Genomic DNA, 25,818 nt, shown 5'->3' on the forward strand with positions numbered 1-25,818 from the left:
ATGTACTCGGTATTATGACTTCATCAGGACACTATCTGCATTTTTCGCTAAGCGACTGGGCCTCCGTTGGCCGTAGTTCGCTCAAGCTGTGCAGGCAATGCAGGATAAGCGACTTCGCCTACAGCGCCGCTTTCAATGCTTTCCTGGCCCTGTTTCCTGCGACGCTCGCCATATTGACGTTCTATGGTCTGTTTACGGATTCATCCACGGTAGAGCAGCAAGTTACCGCAATCAGCAAATTTTTGCCCGCCACAGTATCCAATCTGGCTGAAGACAGGCTCACTTCTCTGGCATCTACTCCCCGGGGAAATCTAGGCTGGGGCCTGGCCGTGAGCATATTCTTCGCCTGCGCGGTCATTTTTCGTGGCACCTCCACATTGCTGTCGACACTGTCTGCGATTCATGCGCAGCATCTCGACGGCGCAGTACAGGCCGGTATCGGCCGCACTATCGTCGCCTCGATTTTCGCGGTCCTCTTTATAGTGCTATGTCTGAGCATTCTCATTATCGTTCCAGCCATCGTCCAGTTCTTGCCAGCATTGGTGGAGGATATCAACCAGGTACGGCTGATCGTCTGGCCAGGTCTGTTCATAGTGATCTGCGTCGCACTCGGCGTGTTATATCGGTATAGCCGCACAACGATTTCCGAAAAGCCATCGCTCTTCAGTCACTGGCTCAGCCCAGGTGCAGTGTCGGCTGCACTGATCTGGCTCATAGGCAGCGGTCTGTTTTCGTTCTACGTCAGTCGATTTGGGCAGTACGATGTGGTCTTTGGCTCACTATCAGCCATTGCCGTCCTGATGATATGGCTGTACCTGACCAACTTCATCATTTTACTAGGCGCCGTTCTGAACACGGCCATTGGCGACATCGGGAAATCCCGGAGTTAAATAGGAAAAGCAGCGCCAAAGACGCTGCTTATCTGGCAGGAGCTCATCGCTCGTTTATGCGGCACTGGTTTCCGCGTCGTCCTCATTGGCTGAGGCCTCGTGTTCAAGCACCTTGTCGGATCGTTTGGCTGCGCCATTGATCTGGATGGTCCTCGGCTTGGCCGCCTCTGGCACCTCCTTCACAAGACTGATAGTCAGCAAGCCGTTTTTCAGGTCAGCCCCCCGCACTTCGATATGATCGGCAAGATTGAACTTGCGCTCGAACGCACGATTGGCGATGCCCTGATGGAGGTATTTACGCGATCCCTCATCTCCGGACTTACGACCCTTGACAGTCAATACACCTTTTTCAACCTGGATATCCAGCTCGTCGTCGCTAAAGCCCGCGATAGCCAGCGTGATCGAGTAACGATTCTCATCGGTCACTTCGATATTATAAGGTGGATACCCCGCACTGGTTTGATCACCCCGCAAAGTCGCATCGAGTATGGAAGCCATTCGGTCGAAACCAATACTACTGCGATACAGTGGTGAAAAGTCGATAGTGTTCATAGCATATTCTCCATTGAAGCAATACGATTCAGTCGTGGTCCAAGCGGGCGACTGCCCTTCTGCAACCACTTTGCCCGTGAGCGGGCGATCTTGATCAGACTCGTCCCTCACACTTAAAAAAATGGTGGCAGCCGCATCAGATTCAATATTTCCAAGCATTACTTTTTTGAAAGATTTGCTGATCCGAGGCCATCGAACGCTGTAGATTGGGAGTACATCCAGAAGGGGCGACATTGTCTGCTTCAGGGGTCAGGAGAAACGCTATGAGTGATACTTCCTTGAAAAGACTGCTCGACAGTGTCGAGACCATTATTCTCGTTGGTGCCAGTGAAAAGCAGCACCGCGACAGTTATAGAATCATGGCTTTTCTACTCGAGCGGGGCTATTCCGTTTTTCCGGTGAATCCGCGTCTCGCTGGTAGTGACTTGCTGGGCCAGCCAGTATTCGCCAGCATTACTGAAGCGGCGGATCATATTGAAAAAACGCTGAACAAGCCCGTCGATATGGTCGAGGTGTTCCGGGATCCAGCTCACTTGGGCGAGATTGCCAAAGAGGCCATTGCCGTCGGCGCACGCATCCTGTGGGGGCAACTTGGCGTTCAGAATGCCGCGGCCGAAGCAGAAGCTCGCCACGCCGGACTGACCGTAGTAACCAATCAATGTCCAAAAATCATATTGAGGTGACATCATGGCTACACAAGGCAATAAATCGGGTGATCCCGGCTCATCAATCAAGAATCCGGAGCAGTACGAAGCACTGCGCGACGATGGCATGAGCAAGGAAAAAGCGGCCCGTATCTCGAACTCTCCGACGAAGAAAACGAGCCAGAAAGGCGGTAACCATGCGCCGTATGAGGAGTGGACTTACGATGAGCTCTACGACAAGGCGCAGGAAGTGGATATCGACGGCCGCTCCGACATGACCAAATCCGAACTGATAGAGGCGCTTCGCAATCACTGACAATGGCTATAGGGGACCTAAAGTTCCCGTCGATGCGGCTCTGTTTCTTCGGGAAGTGCCTTTCATCGACACCCGCTCACCCGGCGAGTTCGAGAAGGGCGCTTTTCCCTCTGCTCTGAGCCTGCCCCTGATGAATAACGAGGAGCGGGCGCTCGTAGGGACCTGCTACAAGGAGAAGGGTCAGGCCGCGGCAATCGATCTTGGGCACGGCCTTGTGTACGGCGCTGTCAAGCAGAGCCGTATAGACCGGTGGATCAAGCAGCTTCATCGGCATCCAGAGACCGTACTCTACTGTTTTCGCGGCGGGCTCAGAACGAAGATCAGCCTGGAATGGCTCGCAGAAGCCGGCCTGGTGGTCCCTTATGTCGAAGGTGGCTACAAGGCCATGCGACATTTTCTCATCGAGACGATCGAGGCGGCAGGGCAGCACCCGTGGCTCGTAGTAGCTGGCAAGACAGGCTCAGGTAAAACCGAGCTTCTGAAGGCTGCCGTGGAGACAGCTTCTGACATTGCTGTGGTCGACCTTGAGCACCTGGCTAACCATCGAGGATCGGCCTTTGGTAGCGAAGTCACACCGCAGCCGAGCCAGATCAACTTTGAAAATGCATTGGCGATTGAACTGCTGCGTCTCGGCCAGGGATCTGCAAGTCAGGTCCTGATTGAAGATGAGGGTCGCCTGATAGGCCGGGCTTTTGTGCCGATGCCTGTTCAAACGGTCATCAGGAACTCAGACATGGTCGAGCTCGTGAGGCCGTTCGAGGAACGGGCTCAGGCAATCGCTGAAGATTATGTCTTACGCAGACAGCAGGAACTGTTGGAACTGTTCGACGCCTCTACAGACGTGTTGGCGTTGGTCGAAGATCGTCTGCTCGAACAGCTTGGCAGTATCAGGCGAAGACTTGGGGGGGAGCGTCACGCCCTACTGACACAAAGACTTTCCGAAGCTTTCGTACGCTATCGATCCAACAGCGATGTCACTGAGCACTTCAGCTGGATCGAACCACTACTGCTCGATTACTACGACCCCATGTATGAGCATCAGGCCAGCCGCTCGAATCGGAATCTGCTATTCCGCGGTGAGCAGCCAGAGATTCTGGAGTGGTTACAGGAACGCCCGCACCAGCCCCACCGTCAGGACGCCAGTGGTCAGCGCAACGAGTTGCCCCCGCTGCAGTAACATGGCCAGCAGGCACACTGCTGCGCCCGCTCGGATGGCCCAGTCACCCGACAGCATCGCTGGCGCCACGAGTGCTACCAGGACGCTGCCAGACAAAGCCCTCAGGAAACGTTGCACCCGCGGGCCCATGGGCACGACAGACATTAGAATGACACCGCCGCCCCGCGTGCTGAGTGTGGCGAGCGTCATAACGGCGAGAAACCCGACGAGCTCAAGCTGAGTCATGAATATTCTTCTCCGGCGTGGTATCGGTGCCAGCTGCTTCAGTGCTCAACAGCCGCTGTTCGCTGTGATCCGGAACAAAAAGCGCAATCACACCACCGGCCAGTGCCCCGGCTAGCACATACCAGTGTCCACCAATCAGCTGTTGCCAGGTCACGGCCACGGCTGCAGCAACCACCCAGGGCAAAATATCGGAGCGGCCAGCCCACTGCTTGAACAACAGAATAAGAAAAAATAGTGGCATGACGGCGTCCAGGCCGAAGCGGTATGCGGTGTCCTGAGAAGTCTTGATCCAGAGGCCGGCAACAGTCCCGAATTGCCAGGCGACCCATAGCGCGGCGCCGCCACCAATGACGATACCCACCTGCTGCACAGGGTGTCGTTGCAGCATGGCAAAAGCCCAGTTGGCGTCGCTGATGAGAAAGATTGCGAGCAGCCGCTTTGCCATGGGCTGCTGCCTCAAAGCAGGATAGAGTGAGGCGCCCATGAGAATGTGGCGGGCATTCACCGCGAAGACTACCAGCGCCAGCGGAATCCATGGCACCGGAGAGTGCCAAAGCTCAAGCGCCGCAAATTGAGAAGCGCCAGCGAATACCAGCATGCTCATGGCCACAATGGCCAGGTCTTCGAGTCCAGCCTGTTGCGCAGCAATGCTGAAGGCGAGCCCGAATGGCAGCACCATGACAGCGACCGGAAGCAAGAGGACAAAGCCCTGTCGGATGTGGTTACGCAACTCGCTCAAGGCGATCTCCTTCGTGCAGACGCATCAGGAATTGCGCCTTGATCTTGCAGATTTTTTGATGCTCAATGACGATGACTCTTGCGTCCGGGCGCAAGAGTCGGCCGGCAAAGCCAAGCCGTTCTTCGAAGCATTCCACCATGGACAACGTTTATGAGCATGATGAAAGAATTCAAGGCCTTTGCCATGCGTGGCAATGTCGTCGACCTGGCTATAGGTATCATAATCGGGGCAGCTTTTGGAAAAATTGTCGCTTCGTTTGTGGCCGACATCATCATGCCGCCTATTGGCATCCTTGTCGGCGGCGTAGACTTCAGTGATCTTGCATTTACCCTTCTGGCGGCCTCGGAAGGCGCTGATGCCGTCGTAATACGCTACGGGCTTTTCGTTCAGACCATCATCAATTTTCTAATAGTGGCTTTCGCGGTTTTCATGCTGGTAAAAGCACTCAATAATATGAAAAAGAAGGAAGTTGAGACAGAGAAAAAGCCCGTAGAAAAAAGCAATCAGGAGCGCTTGCTCGAAGAAATACGAGATGCCCTCAAAGCCGGCAATGAGCCAACCCAAAGATCCGATCAACCCTGAGTGAACATATCGGGTCCCCCATGACAAGGAGTGTGCAATGTCCAAAGCAGAAAGAGATGTCGAAAAAGCCTATCCAAAGGCGGATTTCGTGGCAAAGCTCAGACGACTCGCCGATGCCATCGAGAGCGGTGACCGTATCGAAATCCAGATAGCCGGTGAGCGGATTTACGTGCCCGTCAGAGCCGAATTCAACATTGAACATGAGCGAAGCGACGATGAAGAAGAAATTGAATTTCAGATCAAATGGACAAGGGCAGAGTAAGCTGTAGCTAAAGGCCCAGGCGGCGCTCTACTGCGTCGCCTTTGAAAGCCAGTCTTCTTCAGGACTTTTCGAAAAAGTAAAAGTCAGCCGATGATCCGGTTTTCGTATCATCCCGGTACGGATACTTATTGGGCACATGTGAGCGCAGCGCCCAGTTAGGCTTCTCTCGCTGCACCCAGTCTGTGAACCGCCTGTGCCGGACGTGATCTGGCCGTTTCGCGGGATTTTCATCGGTATTCGAAGAATACACAATTACGTATCCGGTAGAAGAGTCGAATAGCCGGTGCATATAGCCTTCAAAAACGCTGTCTTCGACCAAGTGATATACAACGTCGAGGGAAAGCGTGAGTTCTGCCGTCTCTCCATCATAATGGTCAACAGTTTTGAAGGATTTGCTGCGATCGTCCGCAAATGCTGACCGACAGATGCCGACTGCCGTTTCACTGACATCGAAACCGATGTAAGCGGGATATCCAGCAAGCTTGAGTTGATTGCCATCGCCGCAACCATATTCGATGACAGAGCGAATGCCTTTGGACTGCACGAAATCATTGAGCTGTTCAGCCTTGAACCGCGCCAGTTCGTTGTACGAGCCGTCACCTGAGTTGCCACCAGTGCTATACCGGGATTTCCAGTAATCCCCGGAGCCAGTAAACCCTCTGTTCGACTTTTTCATCTTTCGAATAAATTGGCGGGCAGCAGAGCTGACCGCAGGAAGCGCCTGAGCAAGTTTTTTCATAAGACGAGTTGGTCCAGAGCTTGTGAACGAGCACTGTAATACAGCTGGCCACTGGCAACAATCGGACAGAAGCGCTATCGCCAGGCGCGCCCTGTCGGCCGCGTGCATCGGACTCGGAACGCATGATTCCCGCACTTTCGCCAGGCAAAAAAAAGATGACCATTTCTGGTCATCTTTTCGGTTTGAAGATCACTGATTCAGATGACTAGAACGGTTATGTTTACCTGAACACTCCAGAAAATCTACGCGCTAGATATTTTTTCTATATTACTCAGCATCTTAACTATGAATTGTACACTTCAAAAAAATGATTAGTAAAGTTTACAGTAAAAAATTGTTAATCGAATGGCCTAAACTATACCAAATTGGTCCTATCATGAGGCGGTAAATGGACGGTAGCAAATCTAAGTTTCACATGGCTATCAGGACGCGTTTCCCACGTCAATTACTGCTGAAGCAGCTACTTTGTGGGCGCTGGTGGTTCTGACACTTTATTCCAGTGGTTCTGACCCACTCGCGCTGGAGGTTCTGAGCCACCCATTCCAGTGATTGTGATCCACTGCGCCGATGATTCTGACCCACCCTTAAAGCGTTAAACTACCCGCTCTATCCCTTCCTTGCAGGTCGCCGCAATTGATTGAAGAAGGCAGCCAAAATTTCTACGCCGATCTCGCTTGCGTCGATGCCGACGCAATGCAGCGCAAAGCCATGCTCATCGTGCGTATCACTGATGTTATTTCTGCCAAGGGACTAGCGCTTGCCCAAGCGTCGGCATTGATGGGCATCGAGGCATTCTGTTTGGAGTCCTGGCTAAAGGGGCATTTTCGAGATGCCGACGAAACCGTACTACATGCTTGCTTACATCACCTGGAGATACAGCGTCACTGACTCGGTAATTTTCGCGGGCGCGAAAATGACGAAGGGGCAATGCCCCTTCGTAGTCTATCGGTTATGCCTTGGCAGCCTGTTTGCGCAGAGACTCGCCCTTGAGCCCGATACGGTGTGAGCGGTGAACGATGCGATCCAGTATGGCCTCGGCTAACGTGGCGTCGCTGAACATGCTATGCCAGTGTTCAGTAGGGAACTGACTGGTGATGATCAGCGAGCCGGTCTGCATGCGCTGATCGACAATATCCAGCAAGGTATACCCCACCGTGGGTTCTACCGGTGCCAGCCCGAAGTCATCTAGGATCAGCAGGTGGACTTTGCTCAAGGCCGTTCGGTACTTGGGCAGGGAGCCGTCGCCAATGGCGATTTGCAGCTCTTCATAGAGTTTCGAGGCGCTTTTATAGATCACCGAGTAGCCCTGTCGGCACGCCTGGCTGCCAAATGCGCAGGCGAGCCAACTTTTGCCTGTGCCGGTGGCTCCAGTCAGCAGCAGGTTCTGTTGCTGACCAATCCAGGAGCATCCCGCCAGACCGGCGATCACTTGTTTATCCAGGCCGCGACTGCTGCGGTAATCCACATCTTCCAGGTGCGCGGCATAGCGCAGCTTCGCCTGCTTCAGTAGGCGAGACAGCTTGCGGTTCTCGCGTTCGCTGAGTTCACGATCCACCATCAGGCCCAAGCGGTCATCAAAGGGCAGTTCCTGCATGCGCGGTTGCTCAAGTTGGTCGCGGTAGGCCTTGGCCATACCGGACAGTTGTAGTTGCTGGAGCTTGCTTTGGGTCTGCTGGTTCAACATGTCGAGCGTTCCTTTTCATCGGCAAAGTAATGAGCACCACGCAGGTTTTCGTGAGCGGGTGTCGAGCTGGGTAGGGATTTCAGGCCAGGGCGTTTGTCGGGCTGCTCGCGCAAGATGGATTGCAGGCTTTTCAGGGCGAAGGTCTTAATGGTCAGCGCATAGGCGCAGGCCTCCTCCAAACGGGCATCGCCATGTAGACGGGCTTCCTTGCGCAAGGCGCTGGCAGCCTTGTGTCCATTGGCCACATCGGTTCGCTCGGTCAGGTGATAATGCAGATGGCGCAGTAGTGCAGGCCCGACCCGCTCACCCCAGGCGAGCAATGCAGCGGGCTCACTGTCGGCGTAATACTGGTGGTTCGGCGGCCTGTGCTCCGGCTGCACGCTGATGCCGGAAACATACTGCCGGGCATGGCTGCTGACGCGTAGATGATTGTGGAAGACCTCCACGACCTCGCCCGTAGCACGCACATCCACTTGCTGCTGTACCAATCGGCTCGGCACGGAATAGTGATGATTGTCGTACTCCACCAGGTAGTCGCTGCGCACTCGTACCTTGAAGCGCCAATCGGCATGCTCGTAGGCGTGGATAGGCAGCGGCTGGAGAGCAGACTGCTCCACCTCGACGAATAGGCTGTGCCGACTGCTGCCAGGCTGGCGTTTGAACGGGCGTTGATTGAATGCCGGCAGCAATTCGAGGATGGCCTGATTGAGTTCTGCCAAGCTGAAGAAACGGCGGTGGCGCAGGGCTGCCAGCAGCCAGCGTTGAACCAGCTTCACCCCGGCTTCCACTTTGCCTTTGTCTTTGGGTTTGCGCGGGCGGGCCGGCAGGATGATGGCTTGGTAATGGTGAGCCAGTTGCTGGTAGATCAGGTTGAGTTGGACTTCATCCTTGCCATGCTTGATCACCGCCGCCTTGAGGTTGTCGGGAACCAGTAGGCGGGGCACACCTGCGAAGAAGTTGAAGGCCTGCACGTGGCAGTGCATCCAGTCTTCAATCCGCTGACTCCACACGGCGCAGGCGAAGGTGTAGCTGGAGTAGCCCAGCACGCCGACAAAGATTTGTGCCAAGCGCGGCTCCGATTGGCCGTCCAGATAGATCGGCATGGTCTTGCCGGAGAAGTCCAAAAACAGCTTGTCGCCAGGCAGATGAAGCTGACGCATGGCCAATGGTTGCTGCTGCACAAAGCTGCGATAGCTGGCCGTAAACTGCGAATAGGCGATGCCGTCTGGCTCGGTGGCCCGCCATTCACGCCAGAGCAGTTCCAGGGTGACGCTGGGGTTACGCATTTCCGCATGCACCCAGTTCCAGTCGGGGCAGGCTTTCAAGCGGAATCCGTTGAACGGCTTGATACCTAAGCGCTCATAAAGTTGCTCGTCGCTCCACCCGGCTAATTGATCCACATCGAGATCGATGCTTTCCAAGTGGCGGCACAAACGCTTGAGACTGTTGCGCGAAAGCCCAGTGCTATGAGCAATTTCGCGTGTCGATAGACGTGTGCCATAGTGCAGGCGCACGGCCTCGCGCAGCAGGCGCGGTTCAATCCTGACTCTCATCCATACTCCTTCGTGCCCCGTGGGTGGGGCGCTGAACGGCAGGCAGTACCTGCCCCTCGGCCTTGACAGCCGATAGAAGGACGCTGAGAATTCACAAGCGTTGAAGGTGCTTATGTCATCTAGAAAAAGGCTCGGAGTTGCTGCTCCGGGCCTTTTTTGCGTCCACAGTTTTTGTTGCCCGCATGACCTAATCGATAGCGTGATGTCCTGTAGTTGTTCTGGGCCTTAGTGGTCGTCGCTGCCGGATATACCAGCCTGCGCGGCCAGCCACCGTTCGACCTCCTGCTTGAGGAACAATCGGCGGCGGCCGACGCGAAACGAGGGCGGCATCGGCAAGCCCATGCTCAATCGGTTGCGCGCCGTATGCTCAGAAATCCTGAGAATCTGGCTCACCTCCATGAGTGTCATCGTCTCCACCGTCATCCCCTTGCCTGCACTGCAATATCCCGATAGCGCATGCTAGGCAGTTGGTGGATGCCCAACTACTAGCCAGACTGGACACTTGATTTTGCCGCTCTACCTAGACGATGAATTTCTCGACTCTTTCGTATACGAGGATGTGGCGGTTGCCCTCTGGGCAATCAGGCTGCACGCTGCTGACATAGCTGTTACGCCCGCAATCGCGCTGCGACTGATCCGGCAGTATCTACAGCCCCTGATCCCGCCTGAGCATTGCCATGTGCTTTATGGGCAGCGCATAGCGACCTGGAATGGCATCTGGGGAATTTATGCCGATCTGGGGTGCTGTGTTGGTAAGAGCAATAACCCCCAGCTGTTTGAAGTAATGAAGGCAGTGGAGCTTATCCATCACTACACAACTTGGCCGCCAAGGGAGTACACGTTCCCGACTGTCATTGAGGTCACCTACTTCCTCAGCATGTGTACTCAACTGAAGATCGCCGTGCAGAGTCATTTGCGCTTGGAAAATGGCCAGCGAGTTGATCCGTTTAGCTTTTGCACGTTGTGTTGGCGGCAGCCATTACCAGGAAGAAAACTCTGTGCACACCACTCTCCCAATGTTCCGCTTCAGGATGAGGTCGGAACGCAAGCTGCGGCGGCACGCTACAAGTCAGGCGTTCGCCAAAGAGAGCGGTTCGATAAGGCGGTAAATCGCATCCTGACCAAGGAAGTGACGGAGTTCCATGAAGGGCTCTTCACTCCCGTGGTGCTGTTCCCCGAACAGGGCATTGCGGCCTGGCTGACTGAGCGTCGCCCGCTGTTGTGGCAATTGCTTGATGAGCGGCAGCAGGATCTTAATGATGCTAATGCTGTAAACATGCTGCTTGATCTACTGCACAGCCCTGATGGCCTGTCGTCCAAGGCCTATCAAACTTATCGACTGATCAATCTCCACCTGCAAAAGCATCCGGAGCTAATTTGGCCAATGCTCATACGGGCCGAGGGCTGGCATCGTTGCCGTGTTGAGGTTGGGGGAGGATGGGGCGGAAAACGCCCGCGTGCAGGGCGTCCCCTGCAGCTCGTCGTTGAGCTGCCATAGAGGTCTTCTCCGGCTGCCTTGGGCGAAGCGTCGCAGCGACGGATACTTGGTGTGCACGCCCTGCGTGCAGTCTAGCGAAAGCCTCTTGACTTTAAGATGACTGGTTATATTATCGATTCTGTATTAGGAGCAGACCATGGCAAGACATAGCGTACGAGAGCAGTTGATTGATGCCGGCCTTCAAACCTTGCAGTTGAATGGCTTCAACGGCTGCGCCGTTCAGGACATAACGCAGGCAGCCGGCGTACCCAAAGGGTCGTTCTACAACCATTTCGAAAGCAAAGAGGCCTTGGCGTTACAGGCCTTGGAGCGTTTCTGGGAAAGCGGTGCTGAGCGCCGAGCACTGCTCAGTGATGTTTCGTTTGACCCTGTAGAGCGCCTCCAGCGTCATTTCAGAGCCCTTTCCGATGCTGTGACCATTCAGAATTTCCGAAAGGGCTGTCTGATTGGCAACTTCAGCTCAGAGATGGCTCAGAACGATGAGATTCGCCAACGCCTAGCCTCGATCTACGCATCCTGGAGTCGTGCAGTCGAATCCTGCATCCAAGAAGCTGCGGACAAGGGGCGCGTCCGGCCGGGCCTAGCGGCCGGGTCTATTGCGAGTTTCTTGCTGAATGCCTGGGAGGGCTCTGTTCTCCGAGCAAAAGTGGAGCAGCGGCGAGATCCGCTGGATCATTTTGAGCAGGTTGTCTTCGCCAGCCTTTTCAACTGACCCTGAGCGCGAAGGAATTATTTAACCCCACTCAAGATGACCGGTCACATTGGGGTGATTCTCTCACGCAAGAATTGATTGAGTTCTTCGAATTGAGCCAGCACAGCTACTGGCCGGCTCAAGCAATGTCCATGCCCTGCATTTGCATTGGGCTAACTGCCTAGAAATAAATGGAGATCTATATGTCACTCGATCCGCATCTCGCTGGTGTTCTTAAGTCGCTGGCCGCCGCAGGCCGCAAACCGACTCATGAATGTACGATTGAGGAGGCCAGAGGAGAATATCTCGCACTGACCTACGGTTCCCGCACACCTCAGCAGGTAGTTCCTGTCGGGAGCGTAGAAGACACTGAGGTTCCCGGTGGTTCCGGCCAATTGAGGGCTCGGATCTATCGCCCAAGTGACATCGGCCCGAGTCCAACCGTGGTCTTTTTCCACGGAGGTGGTTTTGTAATCGGGAATTTGGATAGCCACGACAACATGTGCCGTGATATCTGCCGTTCTAGTAACAGTGTGGTGGTGTCGGTAGATTATCGCCTCGCCCCTGAGCATCCGTTTCCAGCAGCTGTAAAAGATGCAATTGCAGCGACCACCTGGGTGATAGAGCACGCGAGCAAGTTAGGCGGTAGCGACGTCGTTGCAGTCGCTGGTGATAGTGCTGGAGGAAACTTAGCAACTGTAGTTGCTCAGCACTTTTCGGAGCAGGGTGTCGCGTTGGCAGCCCAATTCCTGATCTATCCGGCTCTAGACACATCCGATGCTAGCCATCCCTCCCGGGAAGAGAATGCCAATGGATTCTTTCTTGAGAAGGAAACTCTCGCCTGGTTCATCGCGCAATACACCGGAGATCTGAAGGATCACAAGACCCCTCAACTGACACCTATCAATGCGCACAGCTTAGAGGGCTTGCCTCCCGCCCTGATTATTAGTGCCGAGTTCGACCCTCTGCGTGATGAGGCGGAGGTATACGGCCAAAAGCTCTTGGCGGCTGGGGTTAGCACTGAGGTAGTTAGAGGCGCCGGAATGATTCATGGATTCTTCGACATGGGGCGCTGGTCGCCCGCTGCGCAGGATCTTATTCAGAAAAGCTGCACTCGCTTTGGCGAAATCATGCGCGGTATCTGAAAGTGGTTCCAGCTGCATTGTGTTCGTTGAGCATAGGACTGGTGCAGCTGGACTTCGAATAACAAAACGTGAGCATGAGTCCAGCCAGGTCGAGCGAATAGTCGATAGTGCTAGATAAATCTTTGGTACTTCGTTTGTCTATGGTGGTGGATTTCTTGATTCTTCAAGGTGTGTGCAAAGGGTCAGATAATGTCCGAGGTCAACGATTCAATAATGACAGAGTTTGGGCAACTGCTTGAAGGGCTCAGAAATGATGGGGATAGCTTCACGATTGAGCTACCTCTCGATTGGTTGCAAGGGCGTACTGCATATGGTGGGCTTTCTGCTGCGCTTTGTTTAGAGGCGACCACTCGATCTTTTCAGAGCCTGCCCCCTCTCAGATCGGCACACTTCTCGTTCGTGGGGCCTGCCGTAGGCGTTTTGCGCGTCAAGGCCGATATAGTGCGACAGGGAAAATCAACTGTTTTCACCCGTGCAGAGATCGTGGGCGAAATGGGTGTTGCCGCCCACGCCAGCTTTTGCTTTGGCATGTCGCGAGCAGCAGAGTACAGCTATCTCAGTGTGCCCATGCCTGCTGCGTTAGAGCCTGAAAATTACCCCGAATATTTTATCTGGGATAATAGGCCTAATTTCATGCGCCATTTCGAAGGGAAACTTGTGGCAGGCGCACGCCCTAATACAGCGGCGGCACAACCTGAAATGACTGTCTGGTTGCGTCATCGTGATCAAAATGTCGACGGTGGGCTTGTGGCATTGCTGGCGCTTGCAGATGCATTGCCTCCGGCCGTATTTGTCCTGTTTCAGGAGCCTGTTCCAATCAGCACCGTCACCTGGTCTGTCGACTTCATCGATGAGGCTCCCGTAAATGCGGAGGGTTGGTGGCTAGTCAAGTCTGCGGCGGAAAGTGCGTGCAACGGCTTCTCCACCCAGAACATTACGATATGGGCTCCGGACGGGCGCCCAGCACTTTCTGCCCGGCAGAATGTTGCTGTCTTCGGGGAGCCATCGCTCATTGAAAAATGGGCATGACCCAATGCCGAGGCATTGGGAGTTTTTTCCATTCCGAGCTGCTCTCCTCTGCCTCATTCTTCTGCTGCAGCCTTTGGCTGGCAGTCCATGCTCCGTACGGACTGCCAGTAACTTTAGTGCCCGACCGAAAAACGAGCTCGCTCATGGGCTGGTTTTTCCAGCTCGTCAACTAGCGCGATGGCGTAGTCCTCGAAGGAAATCCAGCTTTTCCCCTGATCGTCAATGATGAGCTCGTCACCGCCGAGGCGATACCGGCCAGTACGCTCGCCGAGGTCGATCAGCATCGGCGGGCTCACATAGGTCCAATTGATCTCTGATGTTTTCAGGGCCTCAAGAACCTTCATGTGCGAACGGGCAATTGGCACCAGGCTTTTCGGCCAGTATTCGGAGTCGATTACCTTTATTCCGGGTGAGAGCCAGAGCGATCCGCACCCACCTACTACGATCAGGCGAGGCGTGCCGGACTGGCGAACAGCCGTCACTATCCGCTCCGAGATCCACAGCAACACATCAGTGTCAGCGTCCGGGTCGTTGCGTGGCGCCCCAACTGCGCTGACTACCGCATCGCTGCCGTGGATGATTTCTGCGATGCGGTTAGCATCGCTTAGATCGTCCTGAACGGGGACCACTGTTTCGGGCCGCTCTTTAGGCAATTTAGCGAGGTCGCGTGCAACGGCCGTGACCTGATGCCCGCGGCTGATGAGTTCATTGAGAATGGTTTGGCCGGCACGGCCTGTTGCAGCCAATAGCGCGATTTTCATGATGTCTCCTGGGAAGGTGAAGTTGGAACCTGCTCCGCAGCGTTGCGACAGCCAGCTGTCATGGCTTCCCGCTTGGCAGCTTCGGATAATCGACATAGCCGGCTGCACCGCCGCCATAGAATGTCGAGCGATCATAGGGGGTTAGTGGGGCGCCGAGCTTGATGCGGGCGGGAAGATCGGGATTGGCAATGAACTGCCGTCCGAATGCTATGGCGTCGGCCCTACGGGAAAGAATGGCTTCCTCCGCCAACTCACCAGTGAAGCCACCGGCAAGGATCAAGGGGCGGGGCCAAAGCGGCCGAAGCTCATCAACAGCACTCGGAGCACTAATCTCCATTGAGTTTCCGATGCGAGCTTCGATCAAGCTGATGTAGGCGATATTGAGCCTGTCCAGGCGGGATAGAACGTAGCTGTAAAGGCCTATCGGATCCTCGTCACCGACATCGTTGTAGGTGCCAAATGGTGATAGTCGGACACCGACGCGATTTGCCCCCCAGACCTCACTCACGGCCTCTGTCACTTCCAGGAGTAGACGAGCACGGTTCTCAACTGACCCGCCGTAGATGTCAGTGCGTTGGTTCGAGCGGCTATGCAGAAATTGCTCCAGCAGATAACCGTTAGCGCCATGTACTTCGACACCGTCAAAGCCTGCCGCCAAGGCTAGGCGCGCCCCATGACGATAGGCCTCGATGATGTCAGGGATCTCATTCAAACCCAGAGCACGCGGAGTTTCATAGGGAACAGGTTTCCAGCCAGGAGTCAGAGATTGCTGCCCGGTAATGGCTATCGCTGATGGTGCAACTGGTAGTACGCCGTTTGGCTGGAAACTGGTGTGGGAGGCGCGCCCAACATGCCAAAGCTGAAGGAAGATGAAGCCGCCTCTTGCGTGTACCGCTTCGGTGACTTTCTTCCAGCCAGCGACCTGCTCATCAGAGTGAATGCCCGGCGTAGAAGGGTAACCTTGACCATAGGGGGTGACCTGGGTTGCTTCAGCAATGATCAATCCTCCAGGGGTCGCGCGCTGGCTGTAGTACTCCGGAGCTAGGTCGTTAGGCACATTACCGGCGGCGGCGCGCATCCGTGTCAAAGGCGCCATAACCACGCGATGGGACAATGTGTAGGGTCCCAAGCTCAAGGGCGAGAAAAGCGTAGATGAGGTCATGGGTAGGAGCCTCTTTATAAGGGCTGTCGCGCTCAAACGTGACAGCGGAGCCAGAGAAATGAGGCTTGTAGGCTCTGAGTTCCTCAGGTGCTACACGCCTCAACGGAAAATAAGATGACCGGTCATATTGGTTTCGTCAAATGATAGTTGAGAGCTTGAGAACGACCTGGGGGCGTGTGTGGGAGGGTGGTGACGCAAGGCTTGCGAGGCAGATAAAGCCTGACTCTAGGCTGAGCTCAGGCAAGTAGCTCGGCTGGAGCAGGGCGGCACGGGTGTCGCTGGGGCATGCGATCACGGCGCAGGCTAACAATTGTTAATGAGCCCAGCTCATGTGGCAGAGCATCATCAACCGCTGCCCCCACGACTGAGGCCATAACAATGAAAGATGCTGCTCCGCAAACCGTATACGACCTCCTCATGTCCGCCTGCGTCCAGGCCCCCCAATCTGTTGCCCTGCATTTCATCAATGAGCTGGGGGACGCAAACCGTTCCAGTTTGCAGACGTATGAACAGATGCGGAGCAAGCTGCATCAGTCCGTCGATATGATGAGGGCGCTATCGGGCCTATCCCGTCCAGTGGTCTCGCTCCTGCTGCCAAATATTCCCCAGGCACAGACACTACTGTGGGCCGCCGAAACAGCAGGTATCGCGAATCCGCTAAACCCCTTACTAAGTGAGGACGCCTTATTTCAACTGATGCTGATGGCTCAAACAGATCTCATCTTTGCCTTGGGGCCACTGCACAACAAGGAGCTGTGGGACAAAGCCATCAGGGTGGCGAGCCGGCTCCCCAACAAGCCTCTCTGTATCTCTGTCCTCAGCTCCGCAGGAGAGATGCACTACGACTCCGAGGTCAACCGTTATGACGACAGCCCCCTGCCACCGGAGCGCACGCCAGCTCGTGGGGATATAGCTGCCTACTACCACACTGGTGGAACAACCGGGATGCCAAAACTGGCTTGCCATACGCACGCGAACCAGACCGCTGCAGCTCTTGCCGTCATCCGGTGCCTGGAGCTCTCGGAGCGCGATATTGTCATCAACGGTCTCCCGATCTTCCATGTTGCTGGAGCCATCGTTAACAGCCTGGCGACCCTCGGTGCGGGCGGACAGCTCATACTTCCTACTGTGGCGGGTTTCAGGAACCCCGAGGTGATCAGGCAGCACTGGCGGTTGATTCAAGATTTTGGCGTGACGATCAGCAGCGGAATACCCACCTCTATGGCCTCCATGCTTGACGTCCCGCTGCAGGATGAAAACATCAGTACGCTTCGGTTCCTCCTCTCGGGAGGGGCGCCAGTGCCTATCAGGCTTCATGAGCTTGCCCTGGAGAGAGTTGGGCGGCAGCTGTACCAGGCCTACGGCATGACAGAGTGCAGCGGAGTCATTGCACTACCAAATCTGGCCAAGTCTGCTGTATTGGGAAGCGTCGGCCATATCGGTCAGCCGGTGGATATACGTATTGATGCAGGTGAGATCTGTGTACGAAGCCCCATGGTGTTTCCGGGGTATCTTGCCGCCCCCTCGCCCGTTACAGAGGATGGCTGGCTCAGAACTGGCGACCTTGGGCGGCTGGATGAAGAGGGAAACCTGTTCATTACCGGTCGCGCGAAAGATCTCATTATTCGCAGTGGGCACAATATCGACCCGGCACTGATCGAAGGCTGCCTGGAGCAGCATCCGGATGTAAGCATGGCCGCCGCTGTGGGTATGCCTGACGAGTATGCTGGAGAGTTACCAGTCGTCTACGTTCAGCTTCGGGCAGAGGCGACAGTGACGAGCGAGGAGCTCCATGAGTTCGCGATGAGCCACATTGCGGAACGGCCAGCCTGCCCAAAGAAAGTCATCATTCTGGATGCCTTGCCCGTTACCGCCGTTGGCAAGGTATTCAAACCGAAGCTACGGGAGGACATCACCGATGCTTTGCTCGATGAGATTTTTGCTCAACGAATGGGCACAGTGGGAGTCAAAAGTCATCACACGAAGACAGGTCAGCTGGAAATCAGACTCTGGAACGTTCCGGCCAGCGAAGCTGGATGGTGCCGCGATCTGCTTAAGCGACTAAATCTTCAGTTAGGAGATGTGCAAGTTAAGTAATCAAGTCATTTGTTCTTGATGCGGGAAAGAGACACCGGCTCCATCCCTAGATAACTGGCTAGTTGGTACTGTGGAACGCGGCTGACTAGCCAGACTTGATGTTGCAGAAGCCAGCGATAGCGTTCTTCATTGTTGCAAGTCAGAAGTAAAGCCTCTCGCTCCTCGTTGCGGAGCATAATTTCTCGAACATACCTATTCAGGAGAGTCTGTAACTGAGAATCCTGTTCGTTGTTGAAAATGCTAAGCGGGATAGCGGCCAGTGTACATGGCTCAATGGCTGAAATTGTATATGTACAAGGCTGACGTCTAAGGAAAGAGCTAAGCGATCCTATTAGTTGACCTTCTCGAAAAAAAGCCTTGTTCCATTCCTTTCCTTGTGGCGACAGATAGTAGTAGCGCGCAAGCCCCGAAAGAATGACGAAAAAATCTTTGGGAAAATCCCCGGCTTTAACAATTGCCTCGCCTTTATCAAACGCAATATAGCGAGCAAGCCTAGATAGGATTTTTTGCTTTTCATAATTCTTAAGCCCTAGCTCTTGGAGGTTATTCAAGAGTGCTGGCTCATGCTCAGTCTGCTGCATCTTTCCCTCTTAAATTGCTTGAACTGTAATGGCTTCAATTGCCAAGTAGATTTGGTGCGCAGAGCAGTCATTATATGGGTTCAGTGCTCTCTTTGGGACGCGGCGTACGTCAGCACTTCAGGCCCACAAGTAAGGCTGCTTTTGGTCATTCTCTGCGGACTGCGGTAATCAGGGCGTGCACTGATCAAGTACATGCGACTTCGCGGCGGCCATCGTGACCACCAAATAGACACTGCGTCTGTAGAGTCAGCAGTCAGCCTGGCTGCTTTAAGGGTGGGTCAGAATCGTCGGTGCAGTGGATCACAATCACTGGAATGGGTGGATCAGAACCTTCAGCGTGGCGGGGTCACAATCACTGGAACTGGTTGTCAGGATCACTGGCATCACCATACTTCTCACTTGGACGAACGCGTCGCAGTCTACCACCATTCTAACCTCCAGATTTGGTCGCTAATCTCAGCGCAGTTCTTGATCTGCTTGGATAAGGTCGACTTTCTATTTGATTTCAGGGAACAGGTCTTGTTCGAAAAAGGCGAGTATCGCGCTCCAGGTAGGGAACTGTGGTGACCCGAACTGCAGCAAGCACCCGCCAAAGTGTTCTTGCCCCCGCCCCCTGACCTTGTCATCCACCAGATAGTCGCCTTTTAGCAGGCTCTTGTCGGGACTGATGATTAAGCGGTACGCAGCCTCGAGGCCAAGATGGTTCTCTATCCACAGCCGCTTCTCTGAGTAGCAGTGGGGATTACGGACGGAGGGAGCGGTCAATATGAAGACCGACAATCCATCGGTTTGCCTGAGCCTGTGGTAAGCCTGCACAGCCCCTGGCATCGGTTGAAGCTCACTGAAATACCCCCGTCGACTTTGCGGATATTGAAGCTCGGGGTAACACTCTCGGCTCAGGGCATACGCCGCGTCGTAGTCGCACAACACATGATCCATATCGAGGTAGACGATCTTGGGTTGATCAAGGCTGTTCATTGCTCGAGATTCCGAAGGAACGTGTATTCACCTGCGCCAGGCTTAAGTCGATACAGGGTAGCCGGACGACCGCTCACCGATTGCTTAAAGCCAGTCTCAATTAACAAATCGGCCTGCTCTATCCTTCTTCGAAAGGACTTTTTCTCAAGCGGCTTTCCTAGTAACGCTTCATGTACCCGTTGCAGCTCTGGCAGTGTGAACTCGTCCGGGAGCGTGAAGGCGGGCACAATCGAGTAGAGCGCTTTCTGCCTCAGCCGCGCGATCGCGGCCTGAAGAATCATCCCATGATCAAACGCCAGCTCATGGTCGGCAAGCTCTGATACTGCCATCCACTTTGCATCACTGACGGTCTCTATAAGTGGAGCGCAGCTTTGATGAGCAATCAGTGCGGTATACACCACGGTGACCGACCAGCCACGCTTATCTCGGCTCGAATTTCCAAACGTCCTGAGTTGTTCGAGATACGGCGCTTTTACCCCTGTCTTCTCGACGATTTTCCGATGAACAGTGTCGTCAAGGCTATCGTCCGCATCTTCGTCGACGAAGCCGCCGGGTAGAGCCCATTTTCCCTGCTCGGGATGCCGCGACCGCCTGACCACCAACACTTTCACCTGTTCGTCATGATAGGTAAATAGCACTGCATCGACAGAAAGTAGAGGGGCGACATACCGCGAGCGGTCATACGAAGCAAGATATGCGGATTCGTCCATGGAACATCACCAATAGTGTCTTATTGCCACTTATTCTAAGTGATGCCCTCTTCAGAAGCAAAGCCGCGTTGACTTATTAGTGTCTGTTAGCCACTATTGACTTGTTAGTGTCTAAAGGCTACCTAAGAGGTATGACCCATGTTCGGCATCCGCTATTTCAAAGCAGACTCATCATCGTATATTGTGAAAACCGCCAACGGGCAGGTGAAAGCCCAGGGCCGTGGCCTGAGCTTTTTCTACAATTCAGCCACCACCTCCATATCCTCTGTTCCCCAGAGCATTCAGGAAGCGTCCTATATCTTCACGTTGCGTACAGTAGATCATCAGTCTATCCGGGTGCAGGGACAGGTTACCTACCAAATAGCCGACGCGCTGCGCGCTGCCACAATGCTGAACTTTAACCTCAAGGCTGACGGTACTGGCTACGTTTCGGAAGATCCACTGAAATTGAATGATCGCGTGGTCCGTTCAATACAGTCGCTGCTCCAGGAAAATATCGAAGCTTCGACGCTGCGTGACGCACTGAAAATGACGAAACCATTGGTGGTAGCGTTGCGCGCCGATTTACCACAGGACCCTGCGTTGAGCGCACTCGGTCTGGTGATCCTCGATGTCTCGATCAGTGGAATTGTCCCAACTCCAGAAACTGCAAAGGCACTCGAAGCCGAAGCCCGGGAAAGTATCCTCAAGGAAGCCGACGATGCTGTGTACTTGCGAAGAAAGTCAGCGGTAGAACAGGAACGCATGATTAAGGAAGCTGAACTGCAGACTGATCTCTCTGTTCAGGAGAAGGAGCAGGAAATCGAGATGTCGCGTCTGCAAAACCAACGGACCTTGCAGCGAGACCGGGCCGAAACTGAGCGCGAACGCCTGCAGAACAGTATTCAGGCCGAGACGGAGCGGGCCAAGCTGGTAACTGTCACAGCAGAGAACGACAAAGCTGAAATGGATGCCGAAGCCTATGGAATATCGGCAAAAATGAACGCGTTTGCAGAACTGCCAGTCGAGAATCTGAAGGCCATGGCACTTGCGCAGATGACACCTGAGCAACTGATGGCGGTAGCGCTTGAAACACTGGCCCAGAATGCTGGCAAGATAAATGAGCTGAATATTGGACCTGACATGTTTTCACAGCTTGCTCGAAAGGTTGCGGGGTAGACGCCATGTCTGACAAAACAGAATATCGCTCAGTGCTGGTCACTCGCAAAACGAGACTGGAAGAACTGATTGAACGTTTCAATACGTGGCCGCAAGCCAAATTCTATCTTGAGCATAATGGCATCAGCGTGAGCGACTATCTTCAGGAACATGATACCTACAAGGCCAGAGTACTGGAGGCAGAACAATGCCTCCGTGCAGCTGGGCGTCTTCAGAAGATCGAACGCAGTTACCTGCCGAGTTATCAGTTCAGTTCTGACGAGATCGTTGTTGTTATCGGTCAGGATGGCTTAGTCGCCAATACCCTGAAATACCTGTCCGGGCAGCCAGTCATCGGCATCAATCCCGACCCCGCCCGCTGGGACGGAAAGTTGCTGCCCTTCGAAACCGAAGACCTACCGGCAGTCTTTAAGGAGACGCTGCTGCAGCGACGCTCGACCAGGTCCATCACCTTTGCGCAAGCGACAACAAACGACGGCCAGCAGATGCTTGCGGTCAACGACCTATTTATTGGTCCGAAGTCCCATACTTCTGCGCGCTATGAATTGAGATGGGGCGCTCGCTCAGAGGTGCAATCGTCATCTGGCATCATTATTTCAACGGGCCTTGGGTCATCGGGCTGGTTTCAATCCATTCTCTCAGGGGCAATGGGTGTAACCGGGGAACAGCAGCATGCACTGCGCAAAGGCTTTGGCTGGGACGAGCAGCGTCTGCAGTTCACCGTGCGCGAGCCTTTCCCCAGTCGCACAACCGGCACTCAGCTGGTCTTCGGTGCTATCACGGCCGCTGAGCGCTTTCTGCTTGAGTCGCACATGCCTATGCATGGTGTAGTATTTTCAGACGGTATCGAAGAGGATTTTCTGGAGTTCAACGCTGGAATGACCTTAGAAATCAGCGTCGCCGACACCTCAGGACACTTGGTGATTTGACGATGAGACCGCAATCTTTTTCAGTGCTGCCAACTGCTTGCGTAGCCGAACCAGATGGCGCGCCGGCTGTGTATTATCTTGGAGTAAGCGTATGAGTACCAAAGCGACTATTGCTTCGGATGACCGCTTTCATTTCTATGAAGAAGTTTCTTTCAGTGACCAGCTTACCGAAGTGTTTCTGCAGCTAGACGATCAAGTCTGCTCAACATTCGAAAAGGACATCTCCAGTCAGCAGCTCAGTGCCACGGTGGCTATTCCGGCCGATGTCATGGATCAAATCGCCATTGCCTGGATTAAGAAGCGAAGGCTGCAAGGCGCTGTGGGCGGTCCTGTCGGCAACGAGTGGGGCAGTCCTGATTGCCCTTATGAGTAAGAAGGTTGCGGGCAAGATAAGGTCTTTCTGCTCACTCACGTGGTTTCATCACGATCGTTCCTAGGCTAGGCGCAGAAAATCGTCGAGAATACGTAGTACTGTAAAATCTTTCTCCGGAGAAAGTTCGAGCGTAGCCAATTTCACACGCTCAAAGACCTCCGATGGCGACTCTTGAGAAACCGCTCTCGACGCTCGAGGTGTTTCAGTAACTTGCTGACATAGCTAATCTCCAAAATGCATTTATGGAATCTTTCCTCAGCGCACGCTCGAGGATCTAATTGTGATTAGCGGACACAGCAGGCTGCAACACCACGCCTCTTCAATGTGAGACCTCAGTCGAGTAGATTTAATTCTGTCACCTTCAATTTGTTTGCGCTCTCTTACTAGCGGCAACCTTTACGGGTATCAGAGATAAGATTTTTTGATGCTGATCAAACAAGAATGCCACTCGATCTGCTTCGGTCGCCCAAGAGCGCTTTCCCCCATCTTTAACATAGGCTGCATCCACGGCTCGATCTAATGCCCGATGTGCCCTCACAAGTGCCGGAGGCATACTTAAGGGATCGTATAGATCGGCTAACGTCGAGCCTGGAAATTGTGAGCGCGCATCTAAGACATGTTGTGCGGCTGTGGAAATAGCTTCTTTCTGCTGGTCCCTAGCCTGGAGCGGCCAAGGAAAGTTGTTGTATACGATACCAGCAGAATAGCGGTATCGGCTTTCCAACCTGCCACACGTCGTTCGTACCCATGCCATATGCATTGCGGACTGCAATACGCCAAAATGAAATTTACTTGCCGACGCACTGATGAGATTTGCATCGCCGGAAAGATCGTCAACACTCATAAATCCCATTGGAATGAGAGCCCGAGATTCTGATGAATGCCGTGGAATTAATAAATAGTCTGAACTCGGCAGGTTATTGACGTGAAATTTGGTCGGGGTGGCTGCTAAGGCTTTAGAGCTTTGGCCACCTTTTGATTTTCTGCCACTCTTGGCATCGATTTCTCCTAGGCGGAACCGCCGGACCTTCTGAACAATGTCGGTAACTGCCGGCATAGCTCGAAGCTCACTGGGTTCAACATCTGCCAGCCACAAACAGTATCGCTCGACACTGTTCAAAAACTCTGTCGCTCCATACCACCGCTTAATGAGTTTTTTAGCCTTGGGCTCGGCTCTAATCAGCGTTTTCCGCTCCTCGGGAGTGAGCAAATAATAACCACCATCTATAGGTTTATTGCCTATGCCAACTTTCGGAACATCACAAATCGGTCTCGTTCGATTTGTAAGCAAGATATTAGGAGCATCTACAAGGTAAGGGTTGATGTTTTTTGCAGATATTAAGACCGGTTCGCCATCAATATCTTGATAGTCGAATATCGTTTTTTGTTGTGTAGACGTTTGACTGAATCCAACGATTACGCAATGTACCGCTGCCACACCTTTAGCTTCATTACGCCATTTGAACGTACGGTGAGCGAAGTCGATGTTCGCATTCTGAGAAAGCATCCACCCCCACAGTAAAGGTGCCTGCTCTCCTTGGCATACAGAGTTCGTAGATACGAAGGCGCAACGCGTTGCTGTTGTGGCGTATCTGATCGCCTTTGCATACCAAGCAGCAACGAAGTCTAAAAGGCCGGCCCCTGGGATGTCGCTACACGCGACTGCCATATCCTCGCGCTGACCACGTGTCATCAACTTTGCGCCGATGAAAGGAGGATTGCCGAAGACATAGTTGCATTTATCCGCAGCGAGGACAGAATTCCAATCTAAGTGCAGAGCATTCCCGTGGACAACATTTGCAGACTTTTTAAGAGGGATGCGAACGAGCGTCTGACCGAAAGCTTTCCCAACCAACAGGTTCATCTGATGATCGATTAGCCACATGGCTACTCGAGCGATCTGGACGGGCCACTCCTCGATTTCTATCCCGTGAAACTGATCTACATCTACCAACACATATTGATCAACCGCATCCATCGAAAGTTGTTGTTGATCCCTAGCGTGTAGCCGCTTTATAACCTCCAGCTCCAGTAACCGAAGCTCCCGATAGCTGATAACCAGAAAGTTTCCGCACCCACAGGCCGGATCGAAAAAATTAAGTCGACCAAGTTTTGCATGGAATGCCGCCAGCTTGGTGCGTTGAGATTTAATGCGGTCGAATTCGCTCCATAGACCATCCATAAAAAGTGGACCGATGACCTTCAGGATATTTTTTTCACTGGTATAGTGAGCCCCTAGGTTGCGCCGCACCTTAGCGTCCATGATTCCCTGGAACAGCGATCCGAAGATGGCAGGGCTGATACCACCCCAGTCTAGTTCACAGCAAGCTAACAACGTCTCGCGCATACTTCGGTCAAAGCTAGCTTGTGGCAAATATTCCTCAAACAGCCTTCCGTTAACGTAAGGAAACGCTTCGATTTGCTCATCCAGATTCCGAAAGCGCTTTTCGGGCTTAGTATTGAGTGTCTGAAAAATCTGGTTGAGGTGAGGAGCCAAGTCAGAACCATCTTCTGATGTGCGCACTCGAATGAAGTCCTCGAATGCGCTTCGAGGCATGAATATTCCAGTGTCGTCAGCAAATAGACAGAACAGGATACGAACAAGGTAAACCTCTAGTTCGTGCCCCTCGTAGCCAACATCTTTCAGCGCGTCGTGCAGCTCGGCTAACTTCTGCGCAGCCTTAATATTGACGGGATCTTGCTCTTTATACTCCCGCGTTTCATATCCCGCGATGAAGCCAAAGAGAGACAGATTTTTTGAAAGCTCTGTGAGTGGAAATTCGACGGCCTCGTCCGTATCGAGGTTTCGGATCCTGAACCTGGCAAAGTCGGAGACAATGATGTACCGAGGAAGTTCCTTATCGCTTAGCCCAGGAAAGTAATCTGTAGCTTGGTCATAGGCTGAATCAAGGTTCTTCCCGAGGGACTTGTGCTCAGCCAAGAGCACGCCAGGCCAAAACAGATCTATGAAACCATCTTTTCCATTTGCCTTTTTGACGTGCTTCTCGAAAGAAGCGATCCGGCGTCGCGAGACGCCAAAAACCTTAAAGAAGTCATCCCAGAAACTCTTGGCTTCAGCATGTTCCGATGACTCGCCTTCCCACTCTCGCACAAATGTAACTGATCGATCTTTAATCTCGTTCCATGACAACGGCATGAGTGCCCTCTAATTTATGTGCCACCTGAGTCGCAATGAAGTCAATTCTCAACTTAACTTTATCTATAGCCAAGTCTCAGTAGAGACAGTATAGATTGGATCAACTCCGTTTTCGGGTTGGCCAGAAATTCTTGTGCTTTATTTATTCGCACAGGAGTTCATCACGCTTTCACGGGGCGATATTGA

General features: G+C 53.6%; 28 protein-coding genes. 15 read left to right on the plus strand and 13 right to left on the minus strand.

Features of this window, described 5'->3' with window-relative positions:
* Positions 1-14 precede the first annotated feature (14 nt).
* Positions 15-890 carry a YihY/virulence factor BrkB family protein gene (locus ABD735_RS15655; protein WP_344808124.1) on the plus strand — a complete coding sequence of 292 codons (876 nt, stop codon included), beginning with the start codon at positions 15-17 and terminating at the stop codon, positions 888-890.
* 54 nt (positions 891-944) lie between these two features.
* Here the strand turns inward: ABD735_RS15655 and ABD735_RS15660 are convergent, their stop codons facing one another.
* On the minus strand, positions 945-1,442 hold the full coding sequence (locus ABD735_RS15660; RefSeq protein ID WP_344808125.1) for an Hsp20 family protein: 498 nt from the start codon (positions 1,440-1,442) through the stop codon (positions 945-947).
* A 263-nt stretch (positions 1,443-1,705) separates the two neighbouring features.
* Here ABD735_RS15660 and ABD735_RS15665 point away from each other — a divergent pair, with 263 nt between their 5' ends.
* Genes ABD735_RS15665 through mnmH form a run of 3 tightly spaced genes read left to right on the plus strand, consistent with a single transcriptional unit; the run spans position 1,706 to position 3,579 of the window.
* Entirely contained in the window at positions 1,706-2,125 is a 420-nt protein-coding gene (locus ABD735_RS15665; RefSeq protein WP_344808127.1) for a CoA-binding protein, read from the plus strand.
* A 4-nt stretch (positions 2,126-2,129) separates the two neighbouring features.
* Complete coding sequence (locus tag ABD735_RS15670) at positions 2,130-2,402, plus strand: DUF7218 family protein (RefSeq protein ID WP_344808129.1); 273 nt, start codon at positions 2,130-2,132, stop codon at positions 2,400-2,402.
* Between the two features lie 55 nt (positions 2,403-2,457).
* Positions 2,458-3,579: a tRNA 2-selenouridine(34) synthase MnmH gene (gene mnmH, locus ABD735_RS15675; protein ID WP_344808131.1), complete on the plus strand. Its 1,122-nt coding sequence runs from the start codon at positions 2,458-2,460 to the stop codon at positions 3,577-3,579.
* Here the strand turns inward: mnmH and ABD735_RS15680 are convergent.
* Together ABD735_RS15680 and ABD735_RS15685 are read right to left on the minus strand one after the other, a co-directional pair.
* Positions 3,505-3,804 carry an AzlD family protein gene (locus ABD735_RS15680; protein WP_344808133.1) on the minus strand — a complete coding sequence of 100 codons (300 nt, stop codon included), beginning with the start codon at positions 3,802-3,804 and terminating at the stop codon, positions 3,505-3,507. The two genes, mnmH and ABD735_RS15680, sit on opposite strands and share 75 nt — an antisense overlap.
* Positions 3,791-4,543 carry an AzlC family ABC transporter permease gene (locus tag ABD735_RS15685; protein WP_344808136.1) on the minus strand — a complete coding sequence of 251 codons (753 nt, stop codon included), beginning with the start codon at positions 4,541-4,543 and terminating at the stop codon, positions 3,791-3,793. Before ABD735_RS15685 ends, ABD735_RS15680 begins: the two co-directional genes overlap by 14 nt.
* 156 nt (positions 4,544-4,699) lie before the next feature.
* Here ABD735_RS15685 and mscL point away from each other — a divergent pair, with 156 nt between their 5' ends.
* Complete coding sequence (gene mscL / locus ABD735_RS15690) at positions 4,700-5,125, plus strand: large-conductance mechanosensitive channel protein MscL (protein ID WP_344808138.1); 426 nt, start codon at positions 4,700-4,702, stop codon at positions 5,123-5,125.
* Between the two features lie 37 nt (positions 5,126-5,162).
* Positions 5,163-5,387 carry an amphi-Trp domain-containing protein gene (locus ABD735_RS15695; protein ID WP_344808140.1) on the plus strand — a complete coding sequence of 75 codons (225 nt, stop codon included), beginning with the start codon at positions 5,163-5,165 and terminating at the stop codon, positions 5,385-5,387.
* 58 nt (positions 5,388-5,445) lie between these two features.
* Here ABD735_RS15695 and ABD735_RS15700 read toward each other — a convergent pair whose 3' ends face one another.
* On the minus strand, positions 5,446-6,126 hold the full coding sequence (locus ABD735_RS15700; RefSeq protein WP_344808142.1) for a class I SAM-dependent methyltransferase: 681 nt from the start codon (positions 6,124-6,126) through the stop codon (positions 5,446-5,448).
* A gap of 633 nt (positions 6,127-6,759) precedes the next feature.
* On the opposite strand from ABD735_RS15700, the gene ABD735_RS15705 reads away from it, so the two are divergent.
* A complete protein-coding gene (locus ABD735_RS15705; RefSeq protein WP_344808144.1) occupies positions 6,760-7,014 on the plus strand; it encodes an XRE family transcriptional regulator in 255 nt (84 codons plus the stop codon).
* A 61-nt stretch (positions 7,015-7,075) separates the two neighbouring features.
* Here the strand turns inward: ABD735_RS15705 and istB are convergent, their stop codons facing one another.
* From istB to ABD735_RS15720, 3 genes are all read right to left on the minus strand, one after another.
* Positions 7,076-7,810 carry an IS21-like element helper ATPase IstB gene (istB, locus tag ABD735_RS15710; protein WP_344808146.1) on the minus strand — a complete coding sequence of 245 codons (735 nt, stop codon included), beginning with the start codon at positions 7,808-7,810 and terminating at the stop codon, positions 7,076-7,078.
* Positions 7,804-9,363, minus strand: coding sequence for an IS21 family transposase (gene istA / locus ABD735_RS15715; protein WP_344808148.1), 1,560 nt, complete (start codon positions 9,361-9,363; stop codon positions 7,804-7,806). The genes istB and istA overlap by 7 nt, the downstream gene beginning before the upstream one ends.
* Positions 9,364-9,588: 225 nt before the next feature.
* The gene (locus ABD735_RS15720; protein ID WP_344808151.1) at positions 9,589-9,771 is read right to left on the minus strand and encodes a helix-turn-helix domain-containing protein; all 183 of its coding nucleotides are present in this window, start codon (positions 9,769-9,771) and stop codon (positions 9,589-9,591) included.
* 94 nt (positions 9,772-9,865) lie between these two features.
* On the opposite strand from ABD735_RS15720, the gene ABD735_RS15725 reads away from it, so the two are divergent.
* The 4 genes from ABD735_RS15725 (at position 9,866) to ABD735_RS15740 (ending at position 13,726) form a co-directional block, all read left to right on the plus strand.
* The gene (locus ABD735_RS15725; protein ID WP_344808153.1) at positions 9,866-10,861 is read left to right on the plus strand and encodes a hypothetical protein; all 996 of its coding nucleotides are present in this window, start codon (positions 9,866-9,868) and stop codon (positions 10,859-10,861) included.
* 136 nt (positions 10,862-10,997) lie between these two features.
* A complete protein-coding gene (locus ABD735_RS15730) occupies positions 10,998-11,573 on the plus strand; it encodes a TetR family transcriptional regulator C-terminal domain-containing protein (RefSeq protein WP_344808155.1) in 576 nt (191 codons plus the stop codon).
* Positions 11,574-11,755: 182 nt separating this feature from the next.
* On the plus strand, positions 11,756-12,697 hold the full coding sequence (locus tag ABD735_RS15735; protein ID WP_344808157.1) for an alpha/beta hydrolase: 942 nt from the start codon (positions 11,756-11,758) through the stop codon (positions 12,695-12,697).
* Positions 12,698-12,886: 189 nt separating this feature from the next.
* On the plus strand, positions 12,887-13,726 hold the full coding sequence (locus tag ABD735_RS15740; protein WP_344808159.1) for an acyl-CoA thioesterase: 840 nt from the start codon (positions 12,887-12,889) through the stop codon (positions 13,724-13,726).
* 113 nt (positions 13,727-13,839) lie between these two features.
* Here ABD735_RS15740 and ABD735_RS15745 read toward each other — a convergent pair whose 3' ends face one another.
* Together ABD735_RS15745 and ABD735_RS15750 are read right to left on the minus strand one after the other, a co-directional pair.
* Positions 13,840-14,487, minus strand: a complete 648-nt coding sequence (locus ABD735_RS15745) for an NAD(P)-dependent oxidoreductase (protein WP_344808161.1) — start codon at positions 14,485-14,487, stop codon at positions 13,840-13,842.
* A gap of 58 nt (positions 14,488-14,545) precedes the next feature.
* A complete protein-coding gene (locus tag ABD735_RS15750; RefSeq protein ID WP_344808163.1) occupies positions 14,546-15,649 on the minus strand; it encodes an alkene reductase in 1,104 nt (367 codons plus the stop codon).
* A gap of 378 nt (positions 15,650-16,027) precedes the next feature.
* Between ABD735_RS15750 and ABD735_RS15755 the strand changes: the two genes are divergently transcribed.
* Positions 16,028-17,746 (plus strand): AMP-binding protein, encoded by a 1,719-nt coding sequence (locus ABD735_RS15755; protein WP_344808165.1) that lies wholly within the window; start codon positions 16,028-16,030, stop codon positions 17,744-17,746.
* A gap of 5 nt (positions 17,747-17,751) precedes the next feature.
* Here the strand turns inward: ABD735_RS15755 and ABD735_RS15760 are convergent, their stop codons facing one another.
* The 3 genes from ABD735_RS15760 to ABD735_RS15770 form a co-directional block, all read right to left on the minus strand.
* Entirely contained in the window at positions 17,752-18,327 is a 576-nt protein-coding gene (locus ABD735_RS15760; protein WP_344808168.1) for a Crp/Fnr family transcriptional regulator, read from the minus strand.
* Positions 18,328-18,822: 495 nt separating this feature from the next.
* Positions 18,823-19,305: a 5' nucleotidase, NT5C type gene (locus tag ABD735_RS15765; RefSeq protein WP_344808170.1), complete on the minus strand. Its 483-nt coding sequence runs from the start codon at positions 19,303-19,305 to the stop codon at positions 18,823-18,825.
* A complete protein-coding gene (locus ABD735_RS15770; protein ID WP_344808171.1) occupies positions 19,302-20,015 on the minus strand; it encodes an NUDIX hydrolase in 714 nt (237 codons plus the stop codon). Before ABD735_RS15770 ends, ABD735_RS15765 begins: the two co-directional genes overlap by 4 nt.
* A 138-nt stretch (positions 20,016-20,153) precedes the next feature.
* Here ABD735_RS15770 and ABD735_RS15775 point away from each other — a divergent pair, with 138 nt between their 5' ends.
* The 3 genes from ABD735_RS15775 to ABD735_RS15785 all read left to right on the plus strand — a co-directional run bounded on the left by ABD735_RS15775 (position 20,154) and on the right by ABD735_RS15785 (position 22,475).
* On the plus strand, positions 20,154-21,173 hold the full coding sequence (locus ABD735_RS15775; protein WP_344808173.1) for an SPFH domain-containing protein: 1,020 nt from the start codon (positions 20,154-20,156) through the stop codon (positions 21,171-21,173).
* A 5-nt stretch (positions 21,174-21,178) separates the two neighbouring features.
* Positions 21,179-22,102, plus strand: coding sequence for a diacylglycerol kinase catalytic domain-containing protein (locus ABD735_RS15780; RefSeq protein ID WP_344808175.1), 924 nt, complete (start codon positions 21,179-21,181; stop codon positions 22,100-22,102).
* Positions 22,103-22,193: 91 nt separating this feature from the next.
* Complete coding sequence (locus tag ABD735_RS15785; RefSeq protein WP_344808177.1) at positions 22,194-22,475, plus strand: hypothetical protein; 282 nt, start codon at positions 22,194-22,196, stop codon at positions 22,473-22,475.
* A gap of 361 nt (positions 22,476-22,836) precedes the next feature.
* Here the strand turns inward: ABD735_RS15785 and ABD735_RS15790 are convergent, their stop codons facing one another.
* Positions 22,837-25,632, minus strand: coding sequence for a DNA methyltransferase (locus ABD735_RS15790; protein ID WP_344808179.1), 2,796 nt, complete (start codon positions 25,630-25,632; stop codon positions 22,837-22,839).
* Positions 25,633-25,818 lie beyond the last annotated feature (186 nt).

The sequence above is a fragment of the Allohahella marinimesophila genome (assembly GCF_039538005.1).
Lineage (GTDB): Bacteria > Pseudomonadota > Gammaproteobacteria > Pseudomonadales > Oleiphilaceae > Allohahella > Allohahella marinimesophila.

Excerpts from the sequence above, each read along its gene's own strand:
- ABD735_RS15655 (WP_344808124.1), top strand. The coding sequence starts at position 15 with ATGACTTCATCAGGACACTATCTGCATTTTTCGCTAAGCGACTGGGCC.
- ABD735_RS15660 (WP_344808125.1), bottom strand. The coding sequence starts at position 1,442 with ATGAACACTATCGACTTTTCACCACTGTATCGCAGTAGTATTGGTTTC.
- ABD735_RS15665 (WP_344808127.1), top strand. The coding sequence starts at position 1,706 with ATGAGTGATACTTCCTTGAAAAGACTGCTCGACAGTGTCGAGACCATT.
- ABD735_RS15670 (WP_344808129.1), top strand. The coding sequence starts at position 2,130 with ATGGCTACACAAGGCAATAAATCGGGTGATCCCGGCTCATCAATCAAG.
- ABD735_RS15680 (WP_344808133.1), bottom strand. The coding sequence starts at position 3,804 with ATGACTCAGCTTGAGCTCGTCGGGTTTCTCGCCGTTATGACGCTCGCC.
- mscL (WP_344808138.1), top strand. The coding sequence starts at position 4,700 with ATGATGAAAGAATTCAAGGCCTTTGCCATGCGTGGCAATGTCGTCGAC.
- ABD735_RS15695 (WP_344808140.1), top strand. The coding sequence starts at position 5,163 with ATGTCCAAAGCAGAAAGAGATGTCGAAAAAGCCTATCCAAAGGCGGAT.
- ABD735_RS15700 (WP_344808142.1), bottom strand. The coding sequence starts at position 6,126 with ATGAAAAAACTTGCTCAGGCGCTTCCTGCGGTCAGCTCTGCTGCCCGC.
- istB (WP_344808146.1), bottom strand. The coding sequence starts at position 7,810 with ATGTTGAACCAGCAGACCCAAAGCAAGCTCCAGCAACTACAACTGTCC.
- istA (WP_344808148.1), bottom strand. The coding sequence starts at position 9,363 with ATGAGAGTCAGGATTGAACCGCGCCTGCTGCGCGAGGCCGTGCGCCTG.
- ABD735_RS15720 (WP_344808151.1), bottom strand. The coding sequence starts at position 9,771 with ATGACACTCATGGAGGTGAGCCAGATTCTCAGGATTTCTGAGCATACG.
- ABD735_RS15730 (WP_344808155.1), top strand. The coding sequence starts at position 10,998 with ATGGCAAGACATAGCGTACGAGAGCAGTTGATTGATGCCGGCCTTCAA.
- ABD735_RS15735 (WP_344808157.1), top strand. The coding sequence starts at position 11,756 with ATGTCACTCGATCCGCATCTCGCTGGTGTTCTTAAGTCGCTGGCCGCC.
- ABD735_RS15740 (WP_344808159.1), top strand. The coding sequence starts at position 12,887 with ATGTCCGAGGTCAACGATTCAATAATGACAGAGTTTGGGCAACTGCTT.
- ABD735_RS15745 (WP_344808161.1), bottom strand. The coding sequence starts at position 14,487 with ATGAAAATCGCGCTATTGGCTGCAACAGGCCGTGCCGGCCAAACCATT.
- ABD735_RS15750 (WP_344808163.1), bottom strand. The coding sequence starts at position 15,649 with ATGACCTCATCTACGCTTTTCTCGCCCTTGAGCTTGGGACCCTACACA.
- ABD735_RS15755 (WP_344808165.1), top strand. The coding sequence starts at position 16,028 with ATGAAAGATGCTGCTCCGCAAACCGTATACGACCTCCTCATGTCCGCC.
- ABD735_RS15760 (WP_344808168.1), bottom strand. The coding sequence starts at position 18,327 with ATGCAGCAGACTGAGCATGAGCCAGCACTCTTGAATAACCTCCAAGAG.
- ABD735_RS15765 (WP_344808170.1), bottom strand. The coding sequence starts at position 19,305 with ATGAACAGCCTTGATCAACCCAAGATCGTCTACCTCGATATGGATCAT.
- ABD735_RS15770 (WP_344808171.1), bottom strand. The coding sequence starts at position 20,015 with ATGGACGAATCCGCATATCTTGCTTCGTATGACCGCTCGCGGTATGTC.
- ABD735_RS15775 (WP_344808173.1), top strand. The coding sequence starts at position 20,154 with ATGTTCGGCATCCGCTATTTCAAAGCAGACTCATCATCGTATATTGTG.
- ABD735_RS15780 (WP_344808175.1), top strand. The coding sequence starts at position 21,179 with ATGTCTGACAAAACAGAATATCGCTCAGTGCTGGTCACTCGCAAAACG.
- ABD735_RS15785 (WP_344808177.1), top strand. The coding sequence starts at position 22,194 with ATGAGTACCAAAGCGACTATTGCTTCGGATGACCGCTTTCATTTCTAT.
- ABD735_RS15790 (WP_344808179.1), bottom strand. The coding sequence starts at position 25,632 with ATGCCGTTGTCATGGAACGAGATTAAAGATCGATCAGTTACATTTGTG.